Origin of the sequence: Micromonospora sp. Mcm103 (assembly GCF_024519755.1) — a bacterium.
In the GTDB taxonomy this organism is placed as follows: Bacteria; Actinomycetota; Actinomycetes; order Mycobacteriales; family Micromonosporaceae; genus Micromonospora; species Micromonospora aurantiaca.
On sequence record NZ_JALJRJ010000004.1, the window covers coordinates 83,771 to 103,702 of the forward strand.

At 69.3% G+C, this 19,932-nt stretch carries 24 protein-coding genes and 1 tRNA gene; 11 read left to right on the forward strand and 14 right to left on the reverse strand.

The genetic code is table 11. The annotated features are described in order from the left end of the window. Positions 1–33 precede the first annotated feature (33 nt). The 3 genes from OC439_RS07560 to OC439_RS07570 form a co-directional block, all read right to left on the reverse strand. Positions 34–1,890, reverse strand: a complete 1,857-nt coding sequence (locus tag OC439_RS07560; RefSeq protein WP_262012821.1) for an acyl-CoA dehydrogenase — start codon at positions 1,888–1,890, stop codon at positions 34–36. 116 nt (positions 1,891–2,006) lie between these two features. Next, on the reverse strand, positions 2,007–3,134 hold the full coding sequence (locus tag OC439_RS07565) for a PP2C family protein-serine/threonine phosphatase (RefSeq protein ID WP_262012822.1): 1,128 nt from the start codon (positions 3,132–3,134) through the stop codon (positions 2,007–2,009). 68 nt (positions 3,135–3,202) lie between these two features. Next, positions 3,203–3,835: a septal ring lytic transglycosylase RlpA family protein gene (locus OC439_RS07570; RefSeq protein WP_262012823.1), complete on the reverse strand. Its 633-nt coding sequence runs from the start codon at positions 3,833–3,835 to the stop codon at positions 3,203–3,205. Positions 3,836–4,018: 183 nt separating this feature from the next. Between OC439_RS07570 and OC439_RS07575 the strand changes: the two genes are divergently transcribed. Then, on the forward strand, positions 4,019–4,567 hold the full coding sequence (locus OC439_RS07575) for a phosphoribosyltransferase (protein ID WP_262012824.1): 549 nt from the start codon (positions 4,019–4,021) through the stop codon (positions 4,565–4,567). 53 nt (positions 4,568–4,620) lie between these two features. Continuing rightward, complete coding sequence (locus tag OC439_RS07580) at positions 4,621–5,034, forward strand: ASCH domain-containing protein (protein ID WP_262012825.1); 414 nt, start codon at positions 4,621–4,623, stop codon at positions 5,032–5,034. Here OC439_RS07580 and OC439_RS07585 read toward each other — a convergent pair. The 4 genes from OC439_RS07585 to OC439_RS07600 form a co-directional block, all read right to left on the reverse strand. Further along, entirely contained in the window at positions 5,031–5,942 is a 912-nt protein-coding gene (locus OC439_RS07585) for an LLM class flavin-dependent oxidoreductase (protein WP_262012826.1), read from the reverse strand. The two genes, OC439_RS07580 and OC439_RS07585, sit on opposite strands and share 4 nt — an antisense overlap. 21 nt (positions 5,943–5,963) lie before the next feature. Then, the gene (locus OC439_RS07590; protein ID WP_262012827.1) at positions 5,964–7,016 is read right to left on the reverse strand and encodes a MerR family transcriptional regulator; all 1,053 of its coding nucleotides are present in this window, start codon (positions 7,014–7,016) and stop codon (positions 5,964–5,966) included. Between the two features lie 76 nt (positions 7,017–7,092). Further along, complete coding sequence (locus OC439_RS07595) at positions 7,093–7,248, reverse strand: hypothetical protein (protein WP_262012828.1); 156 nt, start codon at positions 7,246–7,248, stop codon at positions 7,093–7,095. 31 nt (positions 7,249–7,279) lie between these two features. Then, complete coding sequence (locus OC439_RS07600; RefSeq protein ID WP_262012829.1) at positions 7,280–8,173, reverse strand: LysR family transcriptional regulator; 894 nt, start codon at positions 8,171–8,173, stop codon at positions 7,280–7,282. Between the two features lie 87 nt (positions 8,174–8,260). Here OC439_RS07600 and OC439_RS07605 point away from each other — a divergent pair, with 87 nt between their 5' ends. After that, positions 8,261–8,656 carry a VOC family protein gene (locus tag OC439_RS07605; RefSeq protein WP_262012830.1) on the forward strand — a complete coding sequence of 132 codons (396 nt, stop codon included), beginning with the start codon at positions 8,261–8,263 and terminating at the stop codon, positions 8,654–8,656. 9 nt (positions 8,657–8,665) lie between these two features. Next, the gene (locus tag OC439_RS07610) at positions 8,666–9,172 is read left to right on the forward strand and encodes a GNAT family N-acetyltransferase (protein WP_262012831.1); all 507 of its coding nucleotides are present in this window, start codon (positions 8,666–8,668) and stop codon (positions 9,170–9,172) included. Here the strand turns inward: OC439_RS07610 and OC439_RS07615 are convergent. Both OC439_RS07615 and OC439_RS07620 read right to left on the reverse strand, forming a co-directional pair. After that, positions 9,151–9,762: a dihydrofolate reductase family protein gene (locus tag OC439_RS07615; RefSeq protein ID WP_262012832.1), complete on the reverse strand. Its 612-nt coding sequence runs from the start codon at positions 9,760–9,762 to the stop codon at positions 9,151–9,153. The genes OC439_RS07610 and OC439_RS07615 overlap by 22 nt on opposite strands. Positions 9,763–9,841: 79 nt before the next feature. After that, positions 9,842–10,387 carry a hypothetical protein gene (locus OC439_RS07620; protein ID WP_262012833.1) on the reverse strand — a complete coding sequence of 182 codons (546 nt, stop codon included), beginning with the start codon at positions 10,385–10,387 and terminating at the stop codon, positions 9,842–9,844. A 114-nt stretch (positions 10,388–10,501) separates the two neighbouring features. On the opposite strand from OC439_RS07620, the gene OC439_RS07625 reads away from it, so the two are divergent. Continuing rightward, a complete protein-coding gene (locus OC439_RS07625; protein ID WP_262012834.1) occupies positions 10,502–11,278 on the forward strand; it encodes a hypothetical protein in 777 nt (258 codons plus the stop codon). 41 nt (positions 11,279–11,319) lie between these two features. Here OC439_RS07625 and OC439_RS07630 read toward each other — a convergent pair whose 3' ends face one another. Together OC439_RS07630 and OC439_RS07635 are read right to left on the reverse strand one after the other, a co-directional pair. Then, the gene (locus OC439_RS07630; RefSeq protein ID WP_262012835.1) at positions 11,320–11,592 is read right to left on the reverse strand and encodes an e9imm peptide; all 273 of its coding nucleotides are present in this window, start codon (positions 11,590–11,592) and stop codon (positions 11,320–11,322) included. Then, on the reverse strand, positions 11,589–12,188 hold the full coding sequence (locus OC439_RS07635; protein WP_315985917.1) for a CPCC family cysteine-rich protein: 600 nt from the start codon (positions 12,186–12,188) through the stop codon (positions 11,589–11,591). Before OC439_RS07635 ends, OC439_RS07630 begins: the two co-directional genes overlap by 4 nt. A 300-nt stretch (positions 12,189–12,488) precedes the next feature. Between OC439_RS07635 and OC439_RS07640 the strand changes: the two genes are divergently transcribed. The 4 genes from OC439_RS07640 (at position 12,489) to OC439_RS07655 (ending at position 16,480) form a co-directional block, all read left to right on the forward strand. After that, on the forward strand, positions 12,489–13,205 hold the full coding sequence (locus OC439_RS07640; RefSeq protein WP_262012836.1) for a YozE family protein: 717 nt from the start codon (positions 12,489–12,491) through the stop codon (positions 13,203–13,205). 347 nt (positions 13,206–13,552) lie between these two features. Beyond that, entirely contained in the window at positions 13,553–13,732 is a 180-nt protein-coding gene (locus tag OC439_RS07645; RefSeq protein ID WP_262012837.1) for a hypothetical protein, read from the forward strand. Positions 13,733–14,639: 907 nt separating this feature from the next. Next, a complete protein-coding gene (locus OC439_RS07650; protein ID WP_262012838.1) occupies positions 14,640–14,897 on the forward strand; it encodes a hypothetical protein in 258 nt (85 codons plus the stop codon). A 929-nt stretch (positions 14,898–15,826) separates the two neighbouring features. Beyond that, positions 15,827–16,480, forward strand: coding sequence for a hypothetical protein (locus tag OC439_RS07655; RefSeq protein WP_262012839.1), 654 nt, complete (start codon positions 15,827–15,829; stop codon positions 16,478–16,480). A 482-nt stretch (positions 16,481–16,962) separates the two neighbouring features. Here OC439_RS07655 and OC439_RS07660 read toward each other — a convergent pair whose 3' ends face one another. Together OC439_RS07660 and OC439_RS07665 are read right to left on the reverse strand one after the other, a co-directional pair. Further along, on the reverse strand, positions 16,963–17,547 hold the full coding sequence (locus OC439_RS07660) for a GNAT family N-acetyltransferase (RefSeq protein ID WP_262012840.1): 585 nt from the start codon (positions 17,545–17,547) through the stop codon (positions 16,963–16,965). Continuing rightward, positions 17,544–18,245 (reverse strand): GntR family transcriptional regulator, encoded by a 702-nt coding sequence (locus tag OC439_RS07665; protein ID WP_262012841.1) that lies wholly within the window; start codon positions 18,243–18,245, stop codon positions 17,544–17,546. Before OC439_RS07665 ends, OC439_RS07660 begins: the two co-directional genes overlap by 4 nt. Before the next feature lie 25 nt (positions 18,246–18,270). Between OC439_RS07665 and OC439_RS07670 the strand changes: the two genes are divergently transcribed. Continuing rightward, on the forward strand, positions 18,271–18,528 hold the full coding sequence (locus tag OC439_RS07670; RefSeq protein WP_410054896.1) for a tyrosine-type recombinase/integrase: 258 nt from the start codon (positions 18,271–18,273) through the stop codon (positions 18,526–18,528). A gap of 51 nt (positions 18,529–18,579) precedes the next feature. Here the strand turns inward: OC439_RS07670 and OC439_RS07675 are convergent. Then, a tRNA-Gly gene (locus tag OC439_RS07675) sits at positions 18,580–18,653 on the reverse strand. Positions 18,654–18,920: 267 nt separating this feature from the next. On the opposite strand from OC439_RS07675, the gene OC439_RS07680 reads away from it, so the two are divergent. Continuing rightward, positions 18,921–19,913, forward strand: coding sequence for a zinc metalloprotease (locus OC439_RS07680; RefSeq protein WP_262012842.1), 993 nt, complete (start codon positions 18,921–18,923; stop codon positions 19,911–19,913). The last annotated feature ends 19 nt before the right edge of the window (positions 19,914–19,932 follow it).

Here is a 19,932-nt window from a genome sequence, read left to right on the forward strand (position 1 = left end):
TGACGTTTCAGGGGTGAAAGCCCCCGGAAGGGCTCAGAAGGCCTCCTCCGGGAGGTCCATGATCTCCAGGTCGGTGCCCTCGATGATCCGCCGGTCGGCGCCGATGCGGGGCAGCACCTCGCGGGCGAAGAACCGGGCCGCGGCGACCTTGCCGGTGTAGAAGGACTTGTCGGCCTCGGAGACCTCGCCGGCCAGCGCCTTCAGCGCAACGTCCGCCTGCTTCTGCAGCAGCCAGCCGACCACCAGGTCGCCGATCGCCAGCAGGAACCGGCGGCTGCTCAGGCCGACCTTGTAGAGCGCGCGGGTGTCGCCGCCCTGGGCCTCGCCCAGCCAGCCGGTCATCACGCCGAGGATGTTCTGGATCTCGGCGAGCGCCTTGCCGAGCGCCTGACGCTCCTCCTTGAGCTGGCCGTTGCCGGCCTCGGAGGCGATGTGCTCCTGGATCTCGGCGGCGACCGCCATCAGGGCCTTGCCGTTGTCCCGGACGATCTTCCGGAAGATCAGGTCGAGGCTCTGGATCGCGGTGGTGCCCTCGTACAGAGTGTCGATCTTGGCGTCCCGGACGTACTGCTCCAGCGGGTAGTCCTGGAGGAAGCCGGAACCGCCGTAGGTCTGGAGCGCCTCGTGACCGAGCAGCTCGTACGCCCGCTCCGAACCGACGCCCTTGACCAACGGCAGGAGCAGGTCGTTCACCCGCTTCGCCAGCTTGGTGGCCTTCTCGTCACCGGCCGCCTCGGCGATCGTGACCTTGTCCTGCCAGGTCGCGGTGTAGCAGACGAGCGCGCGCAGGCCCTCGGCGTACGACTTCTGCAGCAGCAGCGAGCGGCGCACGTCCGGGTGGTTGGTGATGGTCACCCGCGGGGCGGTCTTGTCGGCCATCTGGGTGAGGTCGGCGCCCTGCACCCGGTTCTTGGCGTACTCCAGGGCGTTGAGGTAGCCGGTGGAGAGCGTGGCGATCGCCTTGGTGCCGACCAGCATCCGGGCGTACTCGATGATCATGAACATCTGGCGGATGCCGTCGTGCTTCTCGCCCAGCAGCCAGCCCTTGGCCGGTACGCCGTGCTCGCCGAAGGTGACCTCGCAGGTGTTCGAGACCTTCAGGCCCATCTTGTGCTCGACGTTGGTGGCGTAGACGCCGTTGCGCTCGCCCAGCTCGCCGGTCTCGGGGTCGAAGTGGTACTTCGGCACGACGAACAGCGACAGGCCCTTGGTGCCCGGGCCGCCGACACCCTCGACGCCGACCGGGCGGGCCAGCACGTAGTGGACGATGTTGTCGCTCAGGTCGTGCTCACCGGAGGTGATGAAGCGCTTCACGCCCTCGATGTGCCACGAGCCGTCCGGCTGCTGGATCGCGCGGGTACGGCCGGCGCCCACGTCGGAGCCGGCGTCCGGCTCGGTGAGGACCATGGTCGAGCCCCACTGCTTGTCGATGAACAGCCGGGCCCACTTCTTCTGCTCCTCGGTGCCCTCGACGTGCAGCACGTGGGCGAAGGACGGGCCGGAGGCGTACATCCAGATCGGGGCGTTGGCGCCGAGCACCAGCTCGGCGAGCGACCACCAGAGGGCACGCGGGGCGTTGGTGCCGCCCAGGGACTCCGGCAGGTCCAGGCGCCAGAACTCGGAGTCCATGAACGCCTTGTACGACTTCTTGAACGACTCCGGCAGCGGCGCGGTGAACGTCGCCGGGTCGAAGACCGGCGGGTTGCGGTCGCTGTCCGAGTAGCTGGCAGCCAGGTCCTCGCGGGCGAGGCGGTCGACCTCGCCGAGGAAGCTGCGGGCGGTGTCGACGTCCAGGTCCGTGAACGGGGCCTGGCCGAGCGTCCGGTCCGCCCCGAATACCTCGAACAGGTTGAACTCGAGGTCCCGCACGTTGCTCTTGTAGTGGGTCATGCTCGCTGGCCCCGCTTCCGGACAGGTGTTACCGATCAGTAACTCCAGACTGTATTACTCACCGGTAGGCAACGACAAGCCGATCTCGGAAGTGACAGCGATTACACACTTCCCGTTCATCCGTCGGCGGCGCCGACCTCCCAGCTCGGAACCGGGGTGGCGGTGGTGCTGCGCGGGCCGACGTACTCCATCAGGACCAGCGCGATGTCGTCGTCGAGCCGGCCGTGCACCCACTCGACCAGGGCGGTCTCCAGCGAGGCCAGCCCGTCCGCGACGGTGCCGTGGCCGAGCAGCCGCCAGGCCCGGTCGGCGGTGGGGAAGAACTCACCGTCCCGGCGCGCCTCGCCCAGCCCGTCGGTGAAAAGCAGCAGCCGGTCGCCCGGTTCCAGCCGCTCCACCCGGGGACGGACCACGGGCATGAAGCCGAGCGGCGGCGCGGGCGCGGGCGGCTCCAGCGGGATCACCGCGCCCCGGCGCAGCAACAGCGGTGGCGGGTGCCCGCAGTTGACGATGGTGAGCGTGCCGCCGCGCTCCTCGACCAGAGCCGCCGTGACGAAGTCCTCGTCGCCCACGTTGCGGGCCACCGCACGGTCCAGGTCGGTCACCACCGCGCGCAGGTCGGCCCGCTCGTACGCGACGTGCCGGTAGGAACCGAGCACGATGCTGGCCAGGCGGACCGCGTCCAGCCCCTTGCCCCGTACGTCACCGATGATCATGCGGACGCCGTACGGGGTGTCCATCACCTCGTACAGGTCGCCGCCGATCTCGGCCGTCGCGGTGGACGAGATGTACCGGGCGGCCACCGCCAGCGTGCCGACCTGCGGGCCGAGCGGTCGCAGTACCGCCTGCTGAGCGACCGAGGCGAGCCGGGACAGTTCCGCGATCCGGTCCGCCTGGCGCTGGCGTACCGCCGCCGTCGCCGCCGCGATCGCGGTGGCCACCCCGACCGCTGTCACATTGACGACTGTCACCAGCGGGCTGCCCCGCTCCGCGACGGCGAAGCTGATGCCGATGGCGGTGGCGAGGCCGCCCACCGCGAGCACCACCCGCCAGGACGCCAGGGCCGCCGCGAGGAACGGCGCGCCGACCATCAACGCGAGGTAGTGCGCCGGACGGCCGTCGGCCAGTTCCACCGCGACCACGATCGCGAGCAGCGCGAGGGCCGCGCCGAGGCCGGCGCGGGATCCGGGACTCAGCGGGCCTCGGCCCGGCTGGAAGGGTTGCGTGCGTACATCGGACAGCATGCCTGATGGACGTGGACGGGAGAATGAACCTGGCCCGTCGGTCGTGGAAGTTCTGCCCGAGTGGCCGGTCAGCCGAGCACCTCGTACCGGACGTTCACGTGGCCGAGGCTCGTGGCGGCGATGGTCGCGAACGCGGCGCGGGACAGGTCCAGGCACCGGCCGTCGATGAACGGGCCGCGGTCGTTGATCCGCACCACCACCGACTTGCCGTTGGCCGGGTTGGTGACCCGCACCTTCGTGTTGAACGGCAGCGTCTTGTGCGCGGCGGTGAGCGCGTCCGGGTTGAACGACTCGCCGTTCGCCGTCATCTGGCCCTCGGCGTAGAAGGAGGCGCCGCAGGAGCCGCTGTCCACGACCTTCGGGCTGCTCGTCTTCTTCGCCGTCGGCGACGGGGAGGCGGTCCGGGCCTTGCTCCGGGAGGCCGCCTGGGTGCGGCTCGCCTTCGGGCTCGGGGTGGCCTTCGGCGACGGGCTGAGGCTCGCGCTCGGCGAGGCGGACGCGCTCGGCGAGGGGGCGGCCGACGTGGCGGCGGGCGTGCTGGGCAGCGTCTCGACCACGGCCGGCTCGGCGGGCGGCTCGGCGGAGGTGAGCCGCACGGCGCCGACGGTACCGCCGACCGCGAGCGCCACACCGACCGCCGCGGTCGCGGCGATGGCGGCGGGCGAGGAGAACTTGCGGGTACGAAGGTGCCTAGCAGCCACCGGCCCGGTCCTTTCGTCAGCTGAACAAACCGGCCCGGACCGTAACGAGAGAAGCACTTCCGAAGTCAACGTGATCATGGTGCTATGCCCGCATTTACCCTGGTACGTGTAGCCGATCACGCCAGCGTCGATCGGCCGAACGGCCCACCGATCCGCCAGGATGGCAACCGTAGATCCGCCAGGATGGAAAGCGTGCTGAGTCGTCGCCTGGTCGAGCTGTTCGGGTGGATCGACCCCGGCCCGGGCAGCACCCACCTGGTCAGCGACATCTCCGGCTGGTGGCGTGACCCCGAGGTGCTGGCCCAGGTCGGGCCGGCGGTGGCCGGGCTGTTCCCCGAGGACCGCCCGACCGTCGTGATCGCCCCCGAGGTGACCGGGCTGCTGCTCGGCCCGCTCGTCGCGGTCGCGGCCGGCGCCGGTTTCCTGCCCGCGTACAAGGACGGTGGCGCGCGGCGCCGGGTCGGGCCGACGCGCTGGGCGCAGACACCCCCCGACTACCGGGGCCGGCGGCTGCGGGTCGGCGTGGACGGCCGGCGCCTGAGCCCCGGCGACCGGGTGCTGCTGGTCGACGACTGGGTCGACACCGGCGCGCAGCTCGACGCGCTGAGCCGGGTCGTCCGGGACGCAGGCGCCGACCTGATCGGCGCCGCCGCGCTGGTCGCGACCTGCCCGCCCGAGGTCGCCGCGCGGCTGGGGCTGCGCGCCCTGGTCAGCGGCGACGAGTTGCCGTGAGACGCCGCTAAACCGGGTGAGTGCCGGCGGTACGGTGCCGTAGCGTCGGCAGCATGTGGCCCCGCATCGGTGGATTGCGCGCACTCGCCCTCGGCACACCCGGCGAGCTGCGCACCCGGCTCAACACCCTCGTGCTCTCCGGCGTGAAGACCGCCACCGCCGGGCTGGTCCAGGAGTACGACGACGAGAACGAGGAACTGGAGTACGTCGGCGAGCGACTGGTCCTGGTCGACGACAACGACGCGCTCGTCGCCGTCGTGGAGGTCACCGGCGTCGAGGTGGTGCGCTTCGCCGACGTGACGTGGGACTTCGCCCGCGCCGAGGGTGAGGGCGACCGGTCGATCGAGGAGTGGCGCGAGGGCCACGGCGCCTACTGGGCCCGGCAGGGCACCCCGGTCACCGACGACACCCGGATCGTCTGCCTCCGGTTCCGGCTGGTCTCCACCGAGGGCAGCGTCGGCACCTAGCCGGCCCGGCGCAGCTCCGGCAGCAGCGCCGCCGCCTCCACCAGCACCGCCTCGTCACCGGCGTACCAGCTGCTGGCCCGGGGCCAGTGCGTCACCACGTCGGTGAAGCCCAGCCGGGCCGCCCGCGCCACCTGCTCGGCGAGGAAGTCGGCGCTGGTCAGCGAGAACACCGGAGCCGAGTCGAGCGACAGGTAGCGGTCCAGCGTCGCCGGGTCACGGCCGGCCTGCTCCAGCGTCCGCGTCATCCGGTCGGACAGCTCCGCCACAGTGCCCCACCACGCCTCGACGTCGTCGCCGCCGAGCCCGGTGGTGACCCAGCCCTGCCCGAACCGGGCGACCAGCCGCATCGAGCGGGGACCGTTCGCGGCCATCACGAACGGCACCCGAGGCTGCTGGACGCACCCCGGGTTGTTGCGCGCGTCCACGGCGGTGAACCACTCCCCGCGCCAGGTCGTGCCGTCCTCCCGCAGGATCGCGCCGAGCAGCTCGGTGAACTCGGCGAACCGGTCCACGCGCTGCCGGGGCGGCAGCGTCTCGCCGCCGAGCACCGCCGAGTCGAAGCCGATGCCGCCGGCACCCAGGCCGAGCAGCACCCGGCCGTCCGACACGTCGTCGAGCGCTGTCACCTGCCGGGCGAACGCCGCCGGGTGCCGGAAGTTCGGCGAGGCGACGAGCGTCCCCAGCTTCACCCCGGACGTCACGCCGGCCGCCGCGGTGAGCGTCGTCCACGAGTCGAACCACGGCCCGTCGACCAGGTCACGCCAGCCCAGGTGGTCGTAGGTCCAGGCGTGGTCGAAGCCCCACTCGTCCACCTGGGCCCACCGCCGACGCGCTTCCGACCAACGCTGGTCGGGCAGGATCACGATGCCGATTCGCATGATCGCCAGGGTACGACCCGGGCCGGACATCCCGGCCCGGGTCGCGGGGGATCACGCCGCCAGGTCGGCGACCACGCAGGCGACGTTGTCCGGCGCGCCGGCCGCGTACGCCAGCTCGACCAGGCGCTCGACGGCCGTCTCCGGGTCGTCCGCCTCGGCCAGCGCGGCGTGCAGCGCTCCCGGGTCCACGACGGCGGAGAGACCGTCGGAGCAGAGCAGGTAGCGGTCGCCGGGCAGCGCGGTCCGCAGCGCCAGGTCCGCCTCCACCTCCGCGCCCGCGCCGAGCGCCCGGGCCAGCAGCGCCCGCTGCGGATGCGCCCCTGCCTCGGCGGGCGTGAGCCGGCCCTGGTCGACGAGCGTCTGCACGTACGTGTGGTCCTGGGTGAGCCGGGACAGCTCACCGCCGCGCAGCAGGTACGCCCGGCTGTCCCCGACGTGCACCAGCGCGAGCCGGGTGCCGCGCCGTACGAGCGCGGTGAGCGTGGTGGCGGGCTGGTCGGCGTCGGTGGCGTGCGCGCGTACCGCCCGGTCGGCCCGGGTCACCGCGTCGGCAAGCGCGGCGAGCAGGTCGGCCTGCGGCGCGTCCGCGTGCTCCAACGGCCGCAGCGCGTCCACCGCCGCCGCACTGGCGGTGGACCCGGCGGGACCGCGTACGCCGTCGGCGACCGCGAGCAGCGTCGCGCTCGCGTACGCGGTGTCCTCGTTGGAGTCGCGGACCGTGCCGGTCTCGCAGCGCGTCGCGCACCGGAAGGTGGTCTCGGACATGGTGGTGCCCCTCTCGCTGAGCCTGTCGACGAGGAGCGCGACGGCCCGGCCGCGCGCCGCGGTGTCCGCGCTGACCCGCCGCCACCAGGCGTCGAGCGCCTCGGCGGCGGCAGCGGGCGGAAGGCCGCAGACGGTACGGATCTCGGCCAGCGGCATCCCGGCCCGGCGCAGCCCGGCGATCAGCCGCGCCCGGTCCGCCTGCTCCGGCGCGTAGTAGCGGTAGCCCGAGTGCGGATCCACAGCGGCAGGGGGCAGCAGCCCGCAGTCGTCGTAGATGCGCAACGCCTTGGCGCTCAGGCCGGTCGCCCGGGCGAACGCGCCGATGGTCAGCAGCCGCACCGTGCCTCCCTCGCGCTCCTCGTGCCGGTCACCGCGACCGGCACCGGTCACGCTGGGCCTTGCCGCAGGGGACGGGTCAAGGCGTCGTTGCCGCCAGTTTGGCGAGCATCCGGCCCAGATGCGGCTCGATCGTGCCGGTCGGCGCCTCGTTCACCTCGGCCGGCGTCCACCAGCGGATGCCCGCGAACCCCGGTGGCAGTTCCTCGACCAGTTCCCGGATCTCGTCCCGCATCCGCCGATGCTGCCAGCCGGGTGCGACGGGGTCAGTCCGGCGGCAGCGGGTTGGCGTCGGCAGCCGCGCGGACGAACTCGCGTACCCGGGTGGTGGTGTTCCCGGCCGGCCACACCGGACCGCGACAGATCGGCGGCGCGTCGTGGATCGGCACGTATGCCACGTCCGGGCGGGCGTAGAACTGCCGGGCCTGCTCACCCACCGGCAGCACCCCGCGCCCCAGCGCGACGAGCGCCAGCATCTCGGAGAAACTGCCGCCCACCGGGCCCTTCGGCACCGGGCGGCCGGACGGGGTGCGGTCCGGCGTGCGGTCCTGCTTGAACGCGGCCGAGGTCACCGCCGGGTACTGCACCACCGGATGGTCGCCGAGCACCTCCAGCGACACCGACTCCTCGGCCGCGAGCGGATGGCCCGCGGCCACCGCGAGCACCCGGCGCTCGCGCAGCAGCACCGGGCCGTTCGCCATGCCGTCGAAGGGGTACGAGGCGATCAGCACATCGATCGTGCCGTCCAGCAGACTCGACCGGGTGCTGGCCAGCGGCGCCTCGTGCACGTGCACCTCGCAGTCCGGATGGCGCTCGGTGAACAGGGCCACCGCGCGCAGCAGCACCGGAGCTGTCGACTCACCCACGTACGCCACCCGCAGCTCGCCGGTGAGCCCGCGCCCGGCGTCGACGGCCCGCTGCACCGCCGCCTCGATGCCGGCCACCAGCGGGCGCATCTCGTCGGCCAGGCGGGCGCCGATCGGGGTGAGCCGGACGACCCGGCTGGTCCGCTCGAACAGCGGCGCGCCGATGCGGCGTTCCAGCTTGCGCACCACGTGGCTGACCCGGCCGGTGCTCACCCGCAGGCGCTCGGCGGTCCGCCCGAAGTGCAGTTCCTCGGCCAGGGTCAGGAACGTCTCGATCTCGTACCGCTCCAGCACCGGACCACCTCCGTCGTTGCCTGCGGGTCAACGATCGTAGTCCGGATCGGGCTTGGTCCCGGCGGCGCGCCGGACCAGGGTTGACGCATGCACAACCATCTCGTGACGGTGACCGGTTTCGACCACCTCGTCCTCTCGGTGAGCGACGTCGAGCGTTCCCTCGACTTCTACTGCGGCACGCTCGGCCTGGCCCCGGTGCGGGTCGACAGGTGGCGGGCCGGCGAGGTGCCGTTCCCCTCCGTACGCGTCGACGCCGGCACCATCATCGACCTGATCAAGGGCGAGCCGGGCGGGTCCAACGTGGACCACTTCTGCCTCGTGGTGGAGCCGGTCGACTGGCAGCGGGTGGTCGACTCCGGGGTGTTCACCGTGCTGACCGGCCCGGTCCCGCGCTTCGGCGCGCGCGGCACCGCCACCTCGATCTACGTCAGCGACCCGGACGGCAACACAATCGAACTGCGCTGCTACCCGGCCGACGCCTAACCTGGGCCGATGCCGGAGCTGGAACGTCTCGCCGCCCACCACGCCCCCGCCGTACTGCGGTTCGAGCGGGAGAACCGGGCCTACTTCGCCCGGTACGTCCCCGACCGGGGCGACGACTTCTTCACCGGCTACGCCGCCCGGCACGCGGCCCTGCTGGACGAGCAGGAACGCGGCACCTGCCACTTCCACGTGCTGGTCGGCGACCACGGCGCCGTGCTCGGGCGGTTCAACCTGGTCGACGTCGCAGACGGCAGCGCCGAGCTGGGCTACCGGGTGGCCGAACGCGCCGCCGGGCGCGGGCTCGCGAGTGAAGGCGTACGGCGCGTCTGCGAACTGGCCCGCACCGAGTACGGGCTGCGGCGGCTGGTCGCCTCGGCGGCGCTGGCGAACCCGGCCTCGCTGGCGGTGCTCCGTCGCGCCGGTTTCGTGCCGGATCATCGAGTGGAACTGGACGGGGAGCCCGGCCTGCGGCACGTGCTCGACCTCCGTGCGCCCTACGCGGCCGCGTCCCCGTAGGCGGGCGCGCCGGCCGGCTCGTACGTCAGTTGCAGCGTGCCGTGGGCGTGGGTGACCGACTCGGTGAGCCGCAGCGCGCTCGGCACCGTCCCCTCGCCGAACAGGCGCTTGCCGGTACCGAGCACGACCGGGTACACCCACAGGTTGAGCCGGTCGACAAGGCCGAGGCGCAGCAGCGACTGCGCCAGGTCCAGGCTGCCGATCACGTGCACCTCGTCGTGGCGGGCCTTCATCTCCGTGACGCGCTCGGCGAGGTCACCCTTAACCAGCGACGAGTTCTCCCAGGCCAGCGGGTCGGCGAGCGTACGGCTGGCCACGTACTTCGGTACGCCGTTCAGCAGGCCGGTGAAGGGGATGTCCGCTGGCGCCTGGGGCCAGTAGCCGGCGAAGATGTCGTACGTCTTGCGGCCCAGCAGCAGCGCGTCCATGCTGCTGGCCTGCTGGAACATCACCGCGCCGGACTTGTCGTCGAGCAGCGGCATCTGCCAGCCGCCGTGGCTGAAGCCGCCCTCGCGATCCTCGTCGGGTTCGCCGGGCGCCTGCGCCACGCCGTCGAGGGTCAGGAACTCGGTCACGATCAACTTGCCCATGGGTCTGCTCCTCCGGTCACCGCTCGTCCCCCGTCAGACCCGTCAACGACCCGCAACTCATCGCCGCCACCGAGCCGATCTACTCGTGCCGGACGAACCTGAAGGGCACCCCGTCGATCTCCGTGACGTACCCGATCACCGGCACCGGGTTCCTCAGTTCAGCGATCTCGGCAAGCAATGCGGTGGCGGTGCCGGCGTAGGGCTCGGGCGGATCGATCAGGGCGGTATCGCAGACCACCGTCGGCCACTGCTCGGGAGGGCCGTCGTCCAGGTGCCAGCAGAGCAGATAGTCGAGGTTCACGGCTCCCCAGACCCGGAGGTCTCCCGGTGAGGTGCCGAAGTGGTACGGGAACCCTCCCGTGCACTCCGCCCTCTCGTTCATCGCGTGATGCCAGTTCCGCGCGTACAGGAGGAAGTCCGGTACGCCCCAGTCGGAAGGATGAAGCACTTCCAGGAAGCCGAGGTTGCCGTGTGGGAAGCGCTCGACGAAGCGTCGGTAGTCCTCGGGAAAGGGGTGGCCGGCGGCCTCGGTGAGGGCCGGCCAGTCGACCTCGATTCCCGCCGACCCGTCCCAGTCGAGCAGGACGGCGAGCCGGTCCGTCGTCGGCGAAGCGCTCGGTGTCATTCGGCGACCTCCGGCAGATGATCGTAGATCGGGTGCACGCCCCGCCCCGTCTCCACAGTAAGGTCATCTCTTCGGCAGGCGTATGCCTCCGGAGTCCTCGAAGGTGGATTCGCCATGATCCCCGATCGGACTGAGACAAGCGGCCTCCTGGACGAGGCGCTGACGGGTGTAACCGTCGCGTTCCAGGGCATGACGGCCCACGAGCAGGAGTCCAACTGCGAGTGCCACTGGGGCAGCGCGGAGGAACTGGCACTGCTGAAGACGCCGGACGTGCCGCTCGACGAAGACCTGCTCCGTCGCACGTACTGGACCACGGACTGGCGCTATCCCGGCCCGCTGCTACGCCGGATCCTGCCCCAGGTGACTGAGCGCCTCGTGGACGGCCGAATAGTGGCGACGGAAGGGCTGGACAGTCTGGCCCGCTTCTTCGCCGTCTCTCCCTGGCACGAGTGGCCGAGGGAGCAGCAGGCCGCCCTGCGGAGGTTCCTGAACGTCTGGTGGGTGCACGTCCTGGTCGAGCCCGACGCGAACGTGCCCGCACATGCGGCCCTGTCCTTCCTCGCCGAGGCCACCACCCGGCTCACGCCGTGGTTGGCCGACTGGGCGGAGGCGCTGGCCGACGAGCCGGCCAGGCGACAGCTGGTCGAGGCCATGGATGCGTGGATGTACGACCTGGGGGGCGACGCGCTCCCGTGGTCGAGTTCGCACGGCATCGACGCGTGGGCCCCCGCGCTGCAACTGTGGGTGATACGGCACGCGCCGGCCGTCCTGCGCGAGTACGACGCGTCGGCCGAGCTGCTCGAGGACATCAGCCGGTTCAGCCTGCCCGATTCCGAGCGGTACGACAAGCCGCTCTCGCGGTGGCGCGCCGGGCGCCCGTGGCCTGAGTGACGTACGGAAGGCCCTGGCCTGACTTCGCGCCCCCGCGACGGCTACGCCCATGGCGTGGACCGCATCTGGATCGGCTGGTAGGCCAAGGCGCGGTCGACCACCTCAGCAGCCGTCAACTCGGGGTCGCTCCAGTAGATCAGGTTGGAGACATAGCCGCCTGGACAGACGAGGCCCCGCTCAAGTTGGTCCAGCCATCCGCCCAACTCATCGTCATCCGCGTAGTCAACACTCATGATCCGCTCGACGAGGGCGATGGCCTCATCCCGAGTCATCAGTGTGCGCGACCGTTCATCAGCTCCCACACCTGCGGTCACGCCCCTTGCCGCCCATGCCGGCCAGCTCTCGAACGACGATCAGCCCAAGTAGCGCTTCTCTCAATCAGCAGCCTTACCGCGCGAACATCCGGCACCACCAGGTGCCACAGAAGTTTCTTCGACTCCAGCCAGCCCAGGCCACGCTCGCGCATCAGAGCAATGGCTGCATCCACCGGCATCCCATCAGCGAGCCGGCTCCGCAATTCTTCGAACTGCTCAGGCCAGTCCGATCGCAGCTCGGCACAGGCACCGAATCGCTCGAAGTTCTCCCGCGCCTCGGTCAGGGTCAGCCCGTTCGGCCCGCTCAACTCGTCGGCGCTGAGGTCATCTGTCCCGTCATCCTGCCAGAAACACACCAGACAGATCCCATGCATGCCACGCTCGTCGAGCGTGAGGCACTGGCAGCACGGACACGCATACGGCCCACCCTCCGGCCCACGACGCACGAATCTCGACGCTCGATCAGCCACGCCTTGAATCCTGTCAAACCGGAGACAACCCGCCGCCATCCCGTCTACCGCCGACCCGCCCGTCTGGGGAGCGGGCCGCAGCGTCCGGCTTTCACTGCACACTGCCAAGGAGCGCGACGAGCACATCACTGACGGACTCAGCTCGCAGAGGGAGCGGCCGCCACCGTCGCCCAGGTCCTCCAGCTCGCCGACATCGTTCCCGGACGCCTTCAAGCCCCAACCAGGAAACCTGTCCTGAGCTGGGGCCTCACGTTGGAGCGGGTGACGGGAATCGAACCCGCACTGTCAGCTTGGGAATTGCCGATGGGCGGCAGGTCATGGAGTCGGCTGCCTGGTCACGACGGTCCCTGTTGGCCTCGGTTGACCTTGGTTGTCCTGGCCTAATGGCACGCCAATGGCACGACCAACACGCCACTGTGACCAACCATGCGTGACACTGACGTCACCTTCCGGCGCGCCACGGTCGCGAAGATTCCACCGATCCAGCATGCTCAACCCGGCACTCAACCACCGACCTCTGAGGGAAACGTGACCGCAGATCAACCCAGCCACGCCGACCTCACACGGGTCATGGACGCCCACCCGATGCTCTGCAACTACGGGTACGGCAAGTACTCCGCGGCCGACTTTGACCACGCCGCCGATCGAGCCGCACTCGCCGACAACCTCGAACAGGTGCGCACGGCACACGCCTGGCTGCGCACCCTATACCCCGCCGGCGACCGGCCCTGGCCCACCTCGTACGGGTTGAAGCACGACGGAGAACGCGCTGGGATCGGGTACGTCACCAACGGCGCCATGATCGCCGCCGCCTACCTCGCGCGCGTGCCGGTGCGGGTGCATCCCGGCTCCCCCAATCCCGCGCTAGGCGTCGCCCTCACCCCGCCCAAGTTGCCTGCGCCAAACGGCAGCTTCACCGCATGGCTTGCGGGCCACGCTGACGCCAACCACCCGATCGGTGACCTGGCCCGCGACGCCGCTGACGACGACTGCTGGCCTACCACCGGCAGCGATTACCGCCAGTTCGCCGACCACCTCACCGAGCACACCGCATACGAGCCAGCCTTCATGGCCCTGCGGGAGGCATGGGAGGCATACAGCGGGCACCCTGCTCCCTCTGACGACGAGGATGAGGAGTTCTGACCGGAGGATGCGGTCGTGCCCTGGCAGCTGCCGCTGCTGTGACCGATCGCGGATGGGCAGGCTTCGAGACCAGCCCTCACCACCCGCCCACGCCGCGTAGTGGGTTCGGGGGCAAGTCGGCGTAGCCGACGCGGCAGTCGATCGCCGGAAGTTGGACGACGAAGGACCACTCAGGCGATCGTCACGGCCTGGTGCTGATCGTCGCTCGGATCCTTCATCATGGGGCGCGGCCAGCCGGCGGATATCGGCGGCTCTCCGCCCCGGCGCCGCAGGCGGTCGGGGCGGCTTGCCGCCGGACGGGCTCACCGCGCCCGCGCCGTGCGGAGCGCGGCGCCTTGATGGCCCGGATGGGCCACGACTCGCCGCAGGCCGCGCTGATCTACCAGCACGCGACCGCAGAGGCCGACCGCGCCATCGCGCTGGCCCTGCACATAGCGGTGCGCGCTGAACGAAAGGGCGCCAAGCCGGCTGGAGGCTCGCACGGGGCTAAGGGCAAATCCGGGAAGAAGAGCAAGAAGAGCCGGTGAAGCCACGCCGTCATTGTCCAGCCATGGAAGAAGGTAATGAACATGTGGCATGCTGCGGTGAGCACGACGTGACTCGTTATGGAGTTCTCGCACCGCAGCTTGACCAAGCTTGGTCTGGGTGGGACGGGCGCTCCATATCGACGCCACGTCGAGGTGTTGATGGAAAACAGGCGACAGGAAGCTGGGCGACGGAGGGAGGCTGCTGCGACCTCACACGGTCGCCAAGTTGGCTGCAAAGTACGGGCCAACATCGCCGCTCATCATTACTCGACGTAGCTAAAGGATCTGACGTCATGGACGCAGTCGCGCTCTACGCTGTTGGAGCGTTCGTACTCCTGCTAGCTGGCCTTCTTTACCTCACCTTCGCCACCTGGCTGCTCTTTGTCGGTCTCTGGCCCGCCTTCCCAACGGTGAATCCTTGTTCGAGAGGGCACCGAGAGTCATCGAGTCGTTCGACGTCCGTAGCTGGGGTGAAGCTCTGCTGCCTTGGAAGATCTTGGCGCGCGCCCTGAGACGCCTCGCGCAAGGCAGCGGCACATCCCGGCTGCCCGCAGAGGACAACCGGGGCGACATCGGCCAGCAGGCGTACGCCCCCTCGCAAGCGGCACGCGAGCACACCGAGGCCTAATGGCACGCCAATGGCACGTCGCGTGATCGATGATCGCGGAACGTCGAAGGCCCTGGCCGGAACTTGCGTCCTGACCAGGGCCTCTCGCGTGGAGCGGGTGACGGGAATCGAACCCGCACTGTCAGCTTGGGAATCGGATTGATCACGCTGCTGAGCAACCGTGCCGCCTGGATATCGAGGATGGAAGGGATCGGTCGATATCGCGCAAGGGGCCGCTGTTGACCGCTGCTGACCGCTCCATCGGGCACGGATCGGGCACGGTCTCGCTACCCTCCTGGTGTGCGTAAGCGGATCAAGTTCGTCCTGGCGCTGACGCCCGCAGACACACGCCAAGTTGAGGCGGTGCGAGCGGATCACTCCTTGCCGCTGCGTGAGATGGTTGGCCACGCCGTTACAGACGACGCGTTCACGGCCCTCTGTGGAGCCGACGTGATGCCGGCGGTGCCGAGAACCGACTTCTGGGATGACCTCATGGATGAGCAGTGGGGGCCGATCCGCCTGTGCAGGCCGTGCAGCTCCGCCGCCTCGTCGGGCTGACGATCGACTTCGCTGTCCCTGCCTTGCAAAGGTGGAGTGCGGGTGCTGGCCGCTGTCAACAAGTGGCATGCACTGCTACCGAGCACTCAGCCCTTGGCGTATTTGGTCAAGCAGTCACACCGGATGCCAGACCTCGTGCTGACTTTCCACTGACCACCTCGGACCCTCACCGTCACGATGAGCCAACGGAAGGTGAGCAGTCTGTTCGACGTGCCTCCACACCCTGTTCGCCAACATGCCCAACGGCGCAGCAACGGTGGGGTTTTCCCCAGGTCAGTCGTCAAGGACACGCCGGAGCGTGGCTTTTGTTCCACATCTTTCCGAAACTTGTTGTCCACAGCCTGTGAATGGCGTTTTCCCTGCTCATGGCGACGCCGCGTCACTTTTGTCACTGACTGTCCACAGGAGAGCCCCCATCTAGCACACCTGTTCGCGCCACATGTCCACAGGTTGTCCCGAGACTTGTCCACCGCCATTGTTGAACTACCTGGTCACGGGGTGCTTCGATCACCCAAGAGGGCCACGACGGCGAATCTGTCAGACCCCGTCGTGTACAACCTCTAGAGACACGGAGCGGCACCCGTCTCGCAAACGGGTGCCGCAGCGAACTCCGTGTTGATCCGCGCGCAACGAACCAGGTAGGGAGGTCGAGTGCCCAGGTTAGCAACCCGACATGGCCGGGCCAAGGAGAACGAAGACCAGCACACACGTCGGATCGGCTACCTCACAGCCGTTACGGGGCTGGTCACAGCCCTCGCGACTCTCACGGCGGCCGTCGCCGGCCTCTTAGCGATGCTCGCCGGCTGAGCCGCCATCTCCGGGGGCAGGTCAGCAGGCCGATCGCCTGCCCCCTCGTCGCGGAAGAGCGGTCTAGCGGGCAACCGGGCGATCATCTCTTCGCAGTTGACCCGCCGGGGCACAATGAGTGGATGCCATCAACCCCCTTATGGGTGCCGCTCGCGGTCGCGGCCGTAGGCGTGGGCGGAACCTTGGCTGCCTCGATGTTCGCCCAGATTTTCGCCGCAAAGCGAGAAGACCTCAAATGGGAGAGGGAGCGAGAGGCAGAAGACCTGCGCTGGGAGCGCGAACGACAGAGCCGGTACGACCAGTGGCAGCAAGAGTCTCGTGAGCGTCAACTTGAGTTGCGCAGAGATGTGTACACGGAACTACTGGCCTCGCTTCATGATTGGAAAACAAGGCTCGACCTGGCATTCTCCACTCTTGACGGGTCTCCTAAACGCTTCCCAGATGCAGAAGTTGATGAGTGGAGGAGCGCGGAAGACAAGTTCCACGAGATTCTCGACCGGGCCCGACTGGTTGCATCAAAAACGATATTCTATAAAGCGTCTGCCGTTTACTTCGATCTCACCCTTACTCAACATGCACTCATGAATCAGAAGCGTCCACCTACTAGCGAAGGCAATGACTACGTCAGCCTTCTTGCTGCGATGCAAAGCGAACTTGGCTTTCATGATGGCACTTACGGTCCTCCCGAAGAGCCCAGTGCGCCATCCCGTCTGCCCTCGACCCGCACTCCTGTGGAGCGGGCCACCGCCCGGCCCGCCACGTCAAGCGGACCTTGACGCACGTTCGGACGCTGGCGGGTCGGGCGGGGGTCTGCTCGGCTTGCCCGGGTCGAGGGCAGGCGGGATGGCCTACCGCAACCACCCACGGACCGTGACCCGCTGGCGCAGCCCGGCCATCCTGGAGCCGGAGCGCCCCCGCCGGAGGCGCAGTAACCGCAGCCCCGCGACCGCCGCCAGCTCGCCGACGCGGCCGGCGTGCGCTCCCCTACGCCGCGCGGGCTCGTGGCCGCGCGGCCCGGCCGGCTGCCGGCCCACCTCTCACCGGTCAACGATCCCTGTCGTTTCTGCGGCGGCCCTCCGGGCTTCCCGCTGTCCGCGCCAGCCGCCGGGCGTCAGGCGTGACGGCCGCAGAGCGACAGCGGCAGCGGCCGGCGCGCGCCCAGGCGGCGGCGCGTGCGGCCCGTTGCGGGCCGCCTTGAAGACGTACAGAAAGTTCTCACCGCATTGTCGGCAGTCGGCCGCTGGCCTGGTCGTTTGATCTACTGGACTGCTGGTGCGAGCTTGTCGCGGACGGTGGGCCATTCGGAGTCGATGACGCTGTAGTAGACGCTGTCGCGGTATCGGCCGGTGCTGAGTAGACGGTGGTTGCGCCACACGCCTTCCCGGTGTGCTCCGAGCCGTTCGATGGCGCGCTGTGATCTTGTGTTCCGTAGGTCGGTCTTGATCGCTACTCGTCCGACGCCGAGCACCTCGAACGCGTGCCGCATCAGGAGGAACTTGGCTTCGGTGTTGGCACCGGTTCCCCAGGAGCTGGGCGTGAGCCAGGTCCAGCCGATCTCTAGCGTGCGATCGTTCGGGCGGATGTCGATGTAGCTCGTGCTTCCGATCGCCTTCCCGCTGTGCAGGTCCACCACGGCGAATGGGAGTCGTTGCCCACTTTCCTGATCCCGTAGCGCGTCGCTGATGAAGGCGTTGATCGCCTCGCTGGTGCGAGGCGTGGGCTCGTCGAGGTACGTCCAGATTTCGTCGTGCGCTGCGGCTGCCAGCAGATCGGCGGCGTGCTGCGGTCCGAGCGGTTCGAGTCGGATCAGGCGGCCCGTCAATGTCACCGGTGTTGGCTTCATTCGGCGTCAACCTCGTAGAGCAGAACGTGACGGTCTCCGGGCAGGATCACTTGATACACCTCGATCGGTCGGTCCTCCTGGTCGAAGCTGGTTCGCAGGAGTCGGCCGACTGGCGTTGCCGGACCGAGGTGAAGCTTCGTGGCCTCGTCCGCGCTCGGCATCCGCCAGGTGATCTCGTCCTCATAGCGCGTCGGGATGTGGCCCAAGTCTTCGAGCACTTGATCCGTGCCTTCGACGATGTCGGCCGGGTTCATGATCTTGCTGTCTCGCACGATGTTCAGCGGGTAGTAGCTGTCACCGAGTTGTAGCGGCTGATCGTCGGCGTACATAACCCTGCGCCGCACACCTACGGGATCGCCGGGCCGGAGCTGCAAGTGTGAGGCGATCTCGTCGCTCGCGGGCACAACCTCGACGGTGCTGACTTGTCGAGGCGTCTTACCCTGGGCTTCGATCTGCTGGCTGAAGGTGTCTCGTCGCCGGTCGGCCTCCAACCGTTTGCGACGGGAGCCAGTGAGCGAGGCGTAGTAGCGCATGGGCGGCTCGGAGCGTACGAAGCTGCCGCGTCCGCGTCGGGACACGATGAGCCCTTCATTGCGGAGGACGTCCAAGGCGAGACGCACGGTGTTTCGGCTGATGCCGTAGTGGTCGGAAAGCTCGCCTTCGGTGGGGAACCGGTCACCCGGCGCAAGCTGCTCCAACTTTCAGCGCACCAGCAACTGGCGGATGTCCGTGGCGGCGGTCGGCCTGCCCGGCTTCCACTTCCACGACCTGCGGCACACAGGCAACACCCTCGCCTCACGGACCGGGGCGAGCCTGGCCGACCTCATGGCCAGGATGGGTCACGCCTCGACTCGCGCGGCATTGATCTACCAGCACACCGCCAAGGAGCGCGACGAGCACATCGCGAGCGGGCTCAGCGAGCAGATCAAGAAGGGCCGTGATCGGGCACGTAGCGGGCACGGCCAGCACAAGAAGCGGTAGCAACGACTGAGGCCCCAACCAGGAAACCTGTCCTGAGCTGGGGCCTCACGTTGGAGCGGGTGACGGGAATCGAACCCGCACTGTCAGCTTGGGAAGCTGATGTTCTGCCATTGAACTACACCCGCAGCGGCACCACTCTACCTGAAGCCCCCCACCCCCGTGCAGTCAGGTGCACGCGCCACCTCGGCGAGGTGGCGGCATCGGCGGGCGGTTGACCCCGCCACCTCCCCGAACTGGAGTGGATCAAGCACCCACCGGAGCCGGCTGGCGCGAAGTTGCACGTCGGAAACGTATGGGCGTTCTCAAATGCGTCGATGGGATGTAACGTCTGCCCCACGTTTCCGAACCGGCGTGACACACCCCCTGCCACGCCGTCAGAAAGAGGTGGGCCCATGGGACTCCGTCCCAACCTGCTGACCCGGCGTACCGCCGGTGTCGCGACGTCGACCCTCGCGCTGCTGCTCAGCACCGCCGCCGTCGGCGTCGTCCCCGCTGCTTCGGCCTTCTCGGCCGCCCCGGCCGGCGTCTGCGCCGAGCCGGCCGACGCCCACGCCGACGAGCACGCGAACGCTCGCGTCGCGAAGGGCGGCAACGCCAAGCTGGACCCCAACCACCTGACCGCCAAGCAGGTCCGTGACCGCGAGGCCGACCTCGCCGCCGCGCAGCGCGAGCGGGCCAGCTTCCGGACCGGCGCCGTCGCTCCGCTGGCCACCGTGACGATCCCGGTCGTCGTGCACGTCATCCAGGAGAACAGCACCCGGGCCGGCGGCAACATCACCGACTCGATGATCAACCAGCAGATCACCGTGCTGAACCAGGCGTACGCGGGCTCGACCGGCGGCGCCGCCACCGCGTTCGGGTTCCAGCTCACGAAGATCAACCGGGTGACGAACCCGTCGTGGTACCCGATCGTGCAGGGCTCCTCCGCCGAGCGCTCGATGAAGACCTCGCTGCGTGAGGGCGGCAAGAACACGCTGAACATCTACCTCGGCGAGCTGAGCGACAGCCTGCTGGGCTGGGCGACGTTCCCGAAGCGGACGCTGGACAAGATGGACGGCGTGGTGGTCCTGAACGAGTCGCTGCCCGGCGGCACCGCGACCAACTACAACCAGGGTGACACCGGCACCCACGAGGTCGGCCACTGGCTGAACCTCTACCACACCTTCCAGGGCGGCTGCTCCGGCTCGGGCGACAGCGTCTCCGACACCCCGGCCGAGGCGTCCCCGGCGTACCAGTGCCCGACCGGCCGCGACACCTGCTCGACCGCCGGCAAGGACCCGATCACCAACTTCATGGACTACACGTACGACTCCTGCATGTACCAGTTCACCGCCGGCCAGGCGAGCCGCATGCTCACCGCGTGGAACGCCTACCGCGCAGCCTGACCTGTCGTACCGCGTACCG

Bases quoted from the DNA above. Each gene is read 5' to 3' on its own strand.
- OC439_RS07620 (WP_262012833.1), bottom strand. From the start codon at position 10,387: ATGACACCGAGCGCTTCGCCGACGACGGACCGGCTCGCCGTCCTGCTC.
- OC439_RS07575 (WP_262012824.1), top strand. From the start codon at position 4,019: ATGGAAAGCGTGCTGAGTCGTCGCCTGGTCGAGCTGTTCGGGTGGATC.
- OC439_RS07615 (WP_262012832.1), bottom strand. From the start codon at position 9,762: ATGGGCAAGTTGATCGTGACCGAGTTCCTGACCCTCGACGGCGTGGCG.
- OC439_RS07640 (WP_262012836.1), top strand. From the start codon at position 12,489: ATGCGTGACACTGACGTCACCTTCCGGCGCGCCACGGTCGCGAAGATT.
- OC439_RS07645 (WP_262012837.1), top strand. From the start codon at position 13,553: ATGGGCCACGACTCGCCGCAGGCCGCGCTGATCTACCAGCACGCGACC.
- OC439_RS07595 (WP_262012828.1), bottom strand. From the start codon at position 7,248: ATGCGGGACGAGATCCGGGAACTGGTCGAGGAACTGCCACCGGGGTTC.
- OC439_RS07565 (WP_262012822.1), bottom strand. From the start codon at position 3,134: ATGCTGTCCGATGTACGCACGCAACCCTTCCAGCCGGGCCGAGGCCCG.
- OC439_RS07585 (WP_262012826.1), bottom strand. From the start codon at position 5,942: ATGTCCGGCCCGGGTCGTACCCTGGCGATCATGCGAATCGGCATCGTG.
- OC439_RS07635 (WP_315985917.1), bottom strand. From the start codon at position 12,188: ATGTGCTCGTCGCGCTCCTTGGCAGTGTGCAGTGAAAGCCGGACGCTG.
- OC439_RS07580 (WP_262012825.1), top strand. From the start codon at position 4,621: ATGTGGCCCCGCATCGGTGGATTGCGCGCACTCGCCCTCGGCACACCC.
- OC439_RS07655 (WP_262012839.1), top strand. From the start codon at position 15,827: ATGCCATCAACCCCCTTATGGGTGCCGCTCGCGGTCGCGGCCGTAGGC.
- OC439_RS07625 (WP_262012834.1), top strand. From the start codon at position 10,502: ATGATCCCCGATCGGACTGAGACAAGCGGCCTCCTGGACGAGGCGCTG.
- OC439_RS07560 (WP_262012821.1), bottom strand. From the start codon at position 1,890: ATGACCCACTACAAGAGCAACGTGCGGGACCTCGAGTTCAACCTGTTC.
- OC439_RS07610 (WP_262012831.1), top strand. From the start codon at position 8,666: ATGCCGGAGCTGGAACGTCTCGCCGCCCACCACGCCCCCGCCGTACTG.
- OC439_RS07660 (WP_262012840.1), bottom strand. From the start codon at position 17,547: ATGAAGCCAACACCGGTGACATTGACGGGCCGCCTGATCCGACTCGAA.
- OC439_RS07670 (WP_410054896.1), top strand. From the start codon at position 18,271: ATGTCCGTGGCGGCGGTCGGCCTGCCCGGCTTCCACTTCCACGACCTG.
- OC439_RS07680 (WP_262012842.1), top strand. From the start codon at position 18,921: ATGGGACTCCGTCCCAACCTGCTGACCCGGCGTACCGCCGGTGTCGCG.
- OC439_RS07605 (WP_262012830.1), top strand. From the start codon at position 8,261: ATGCACAACCATCTCGTGACGGTGACCGGTTTCGACCACCTCGTCCTC.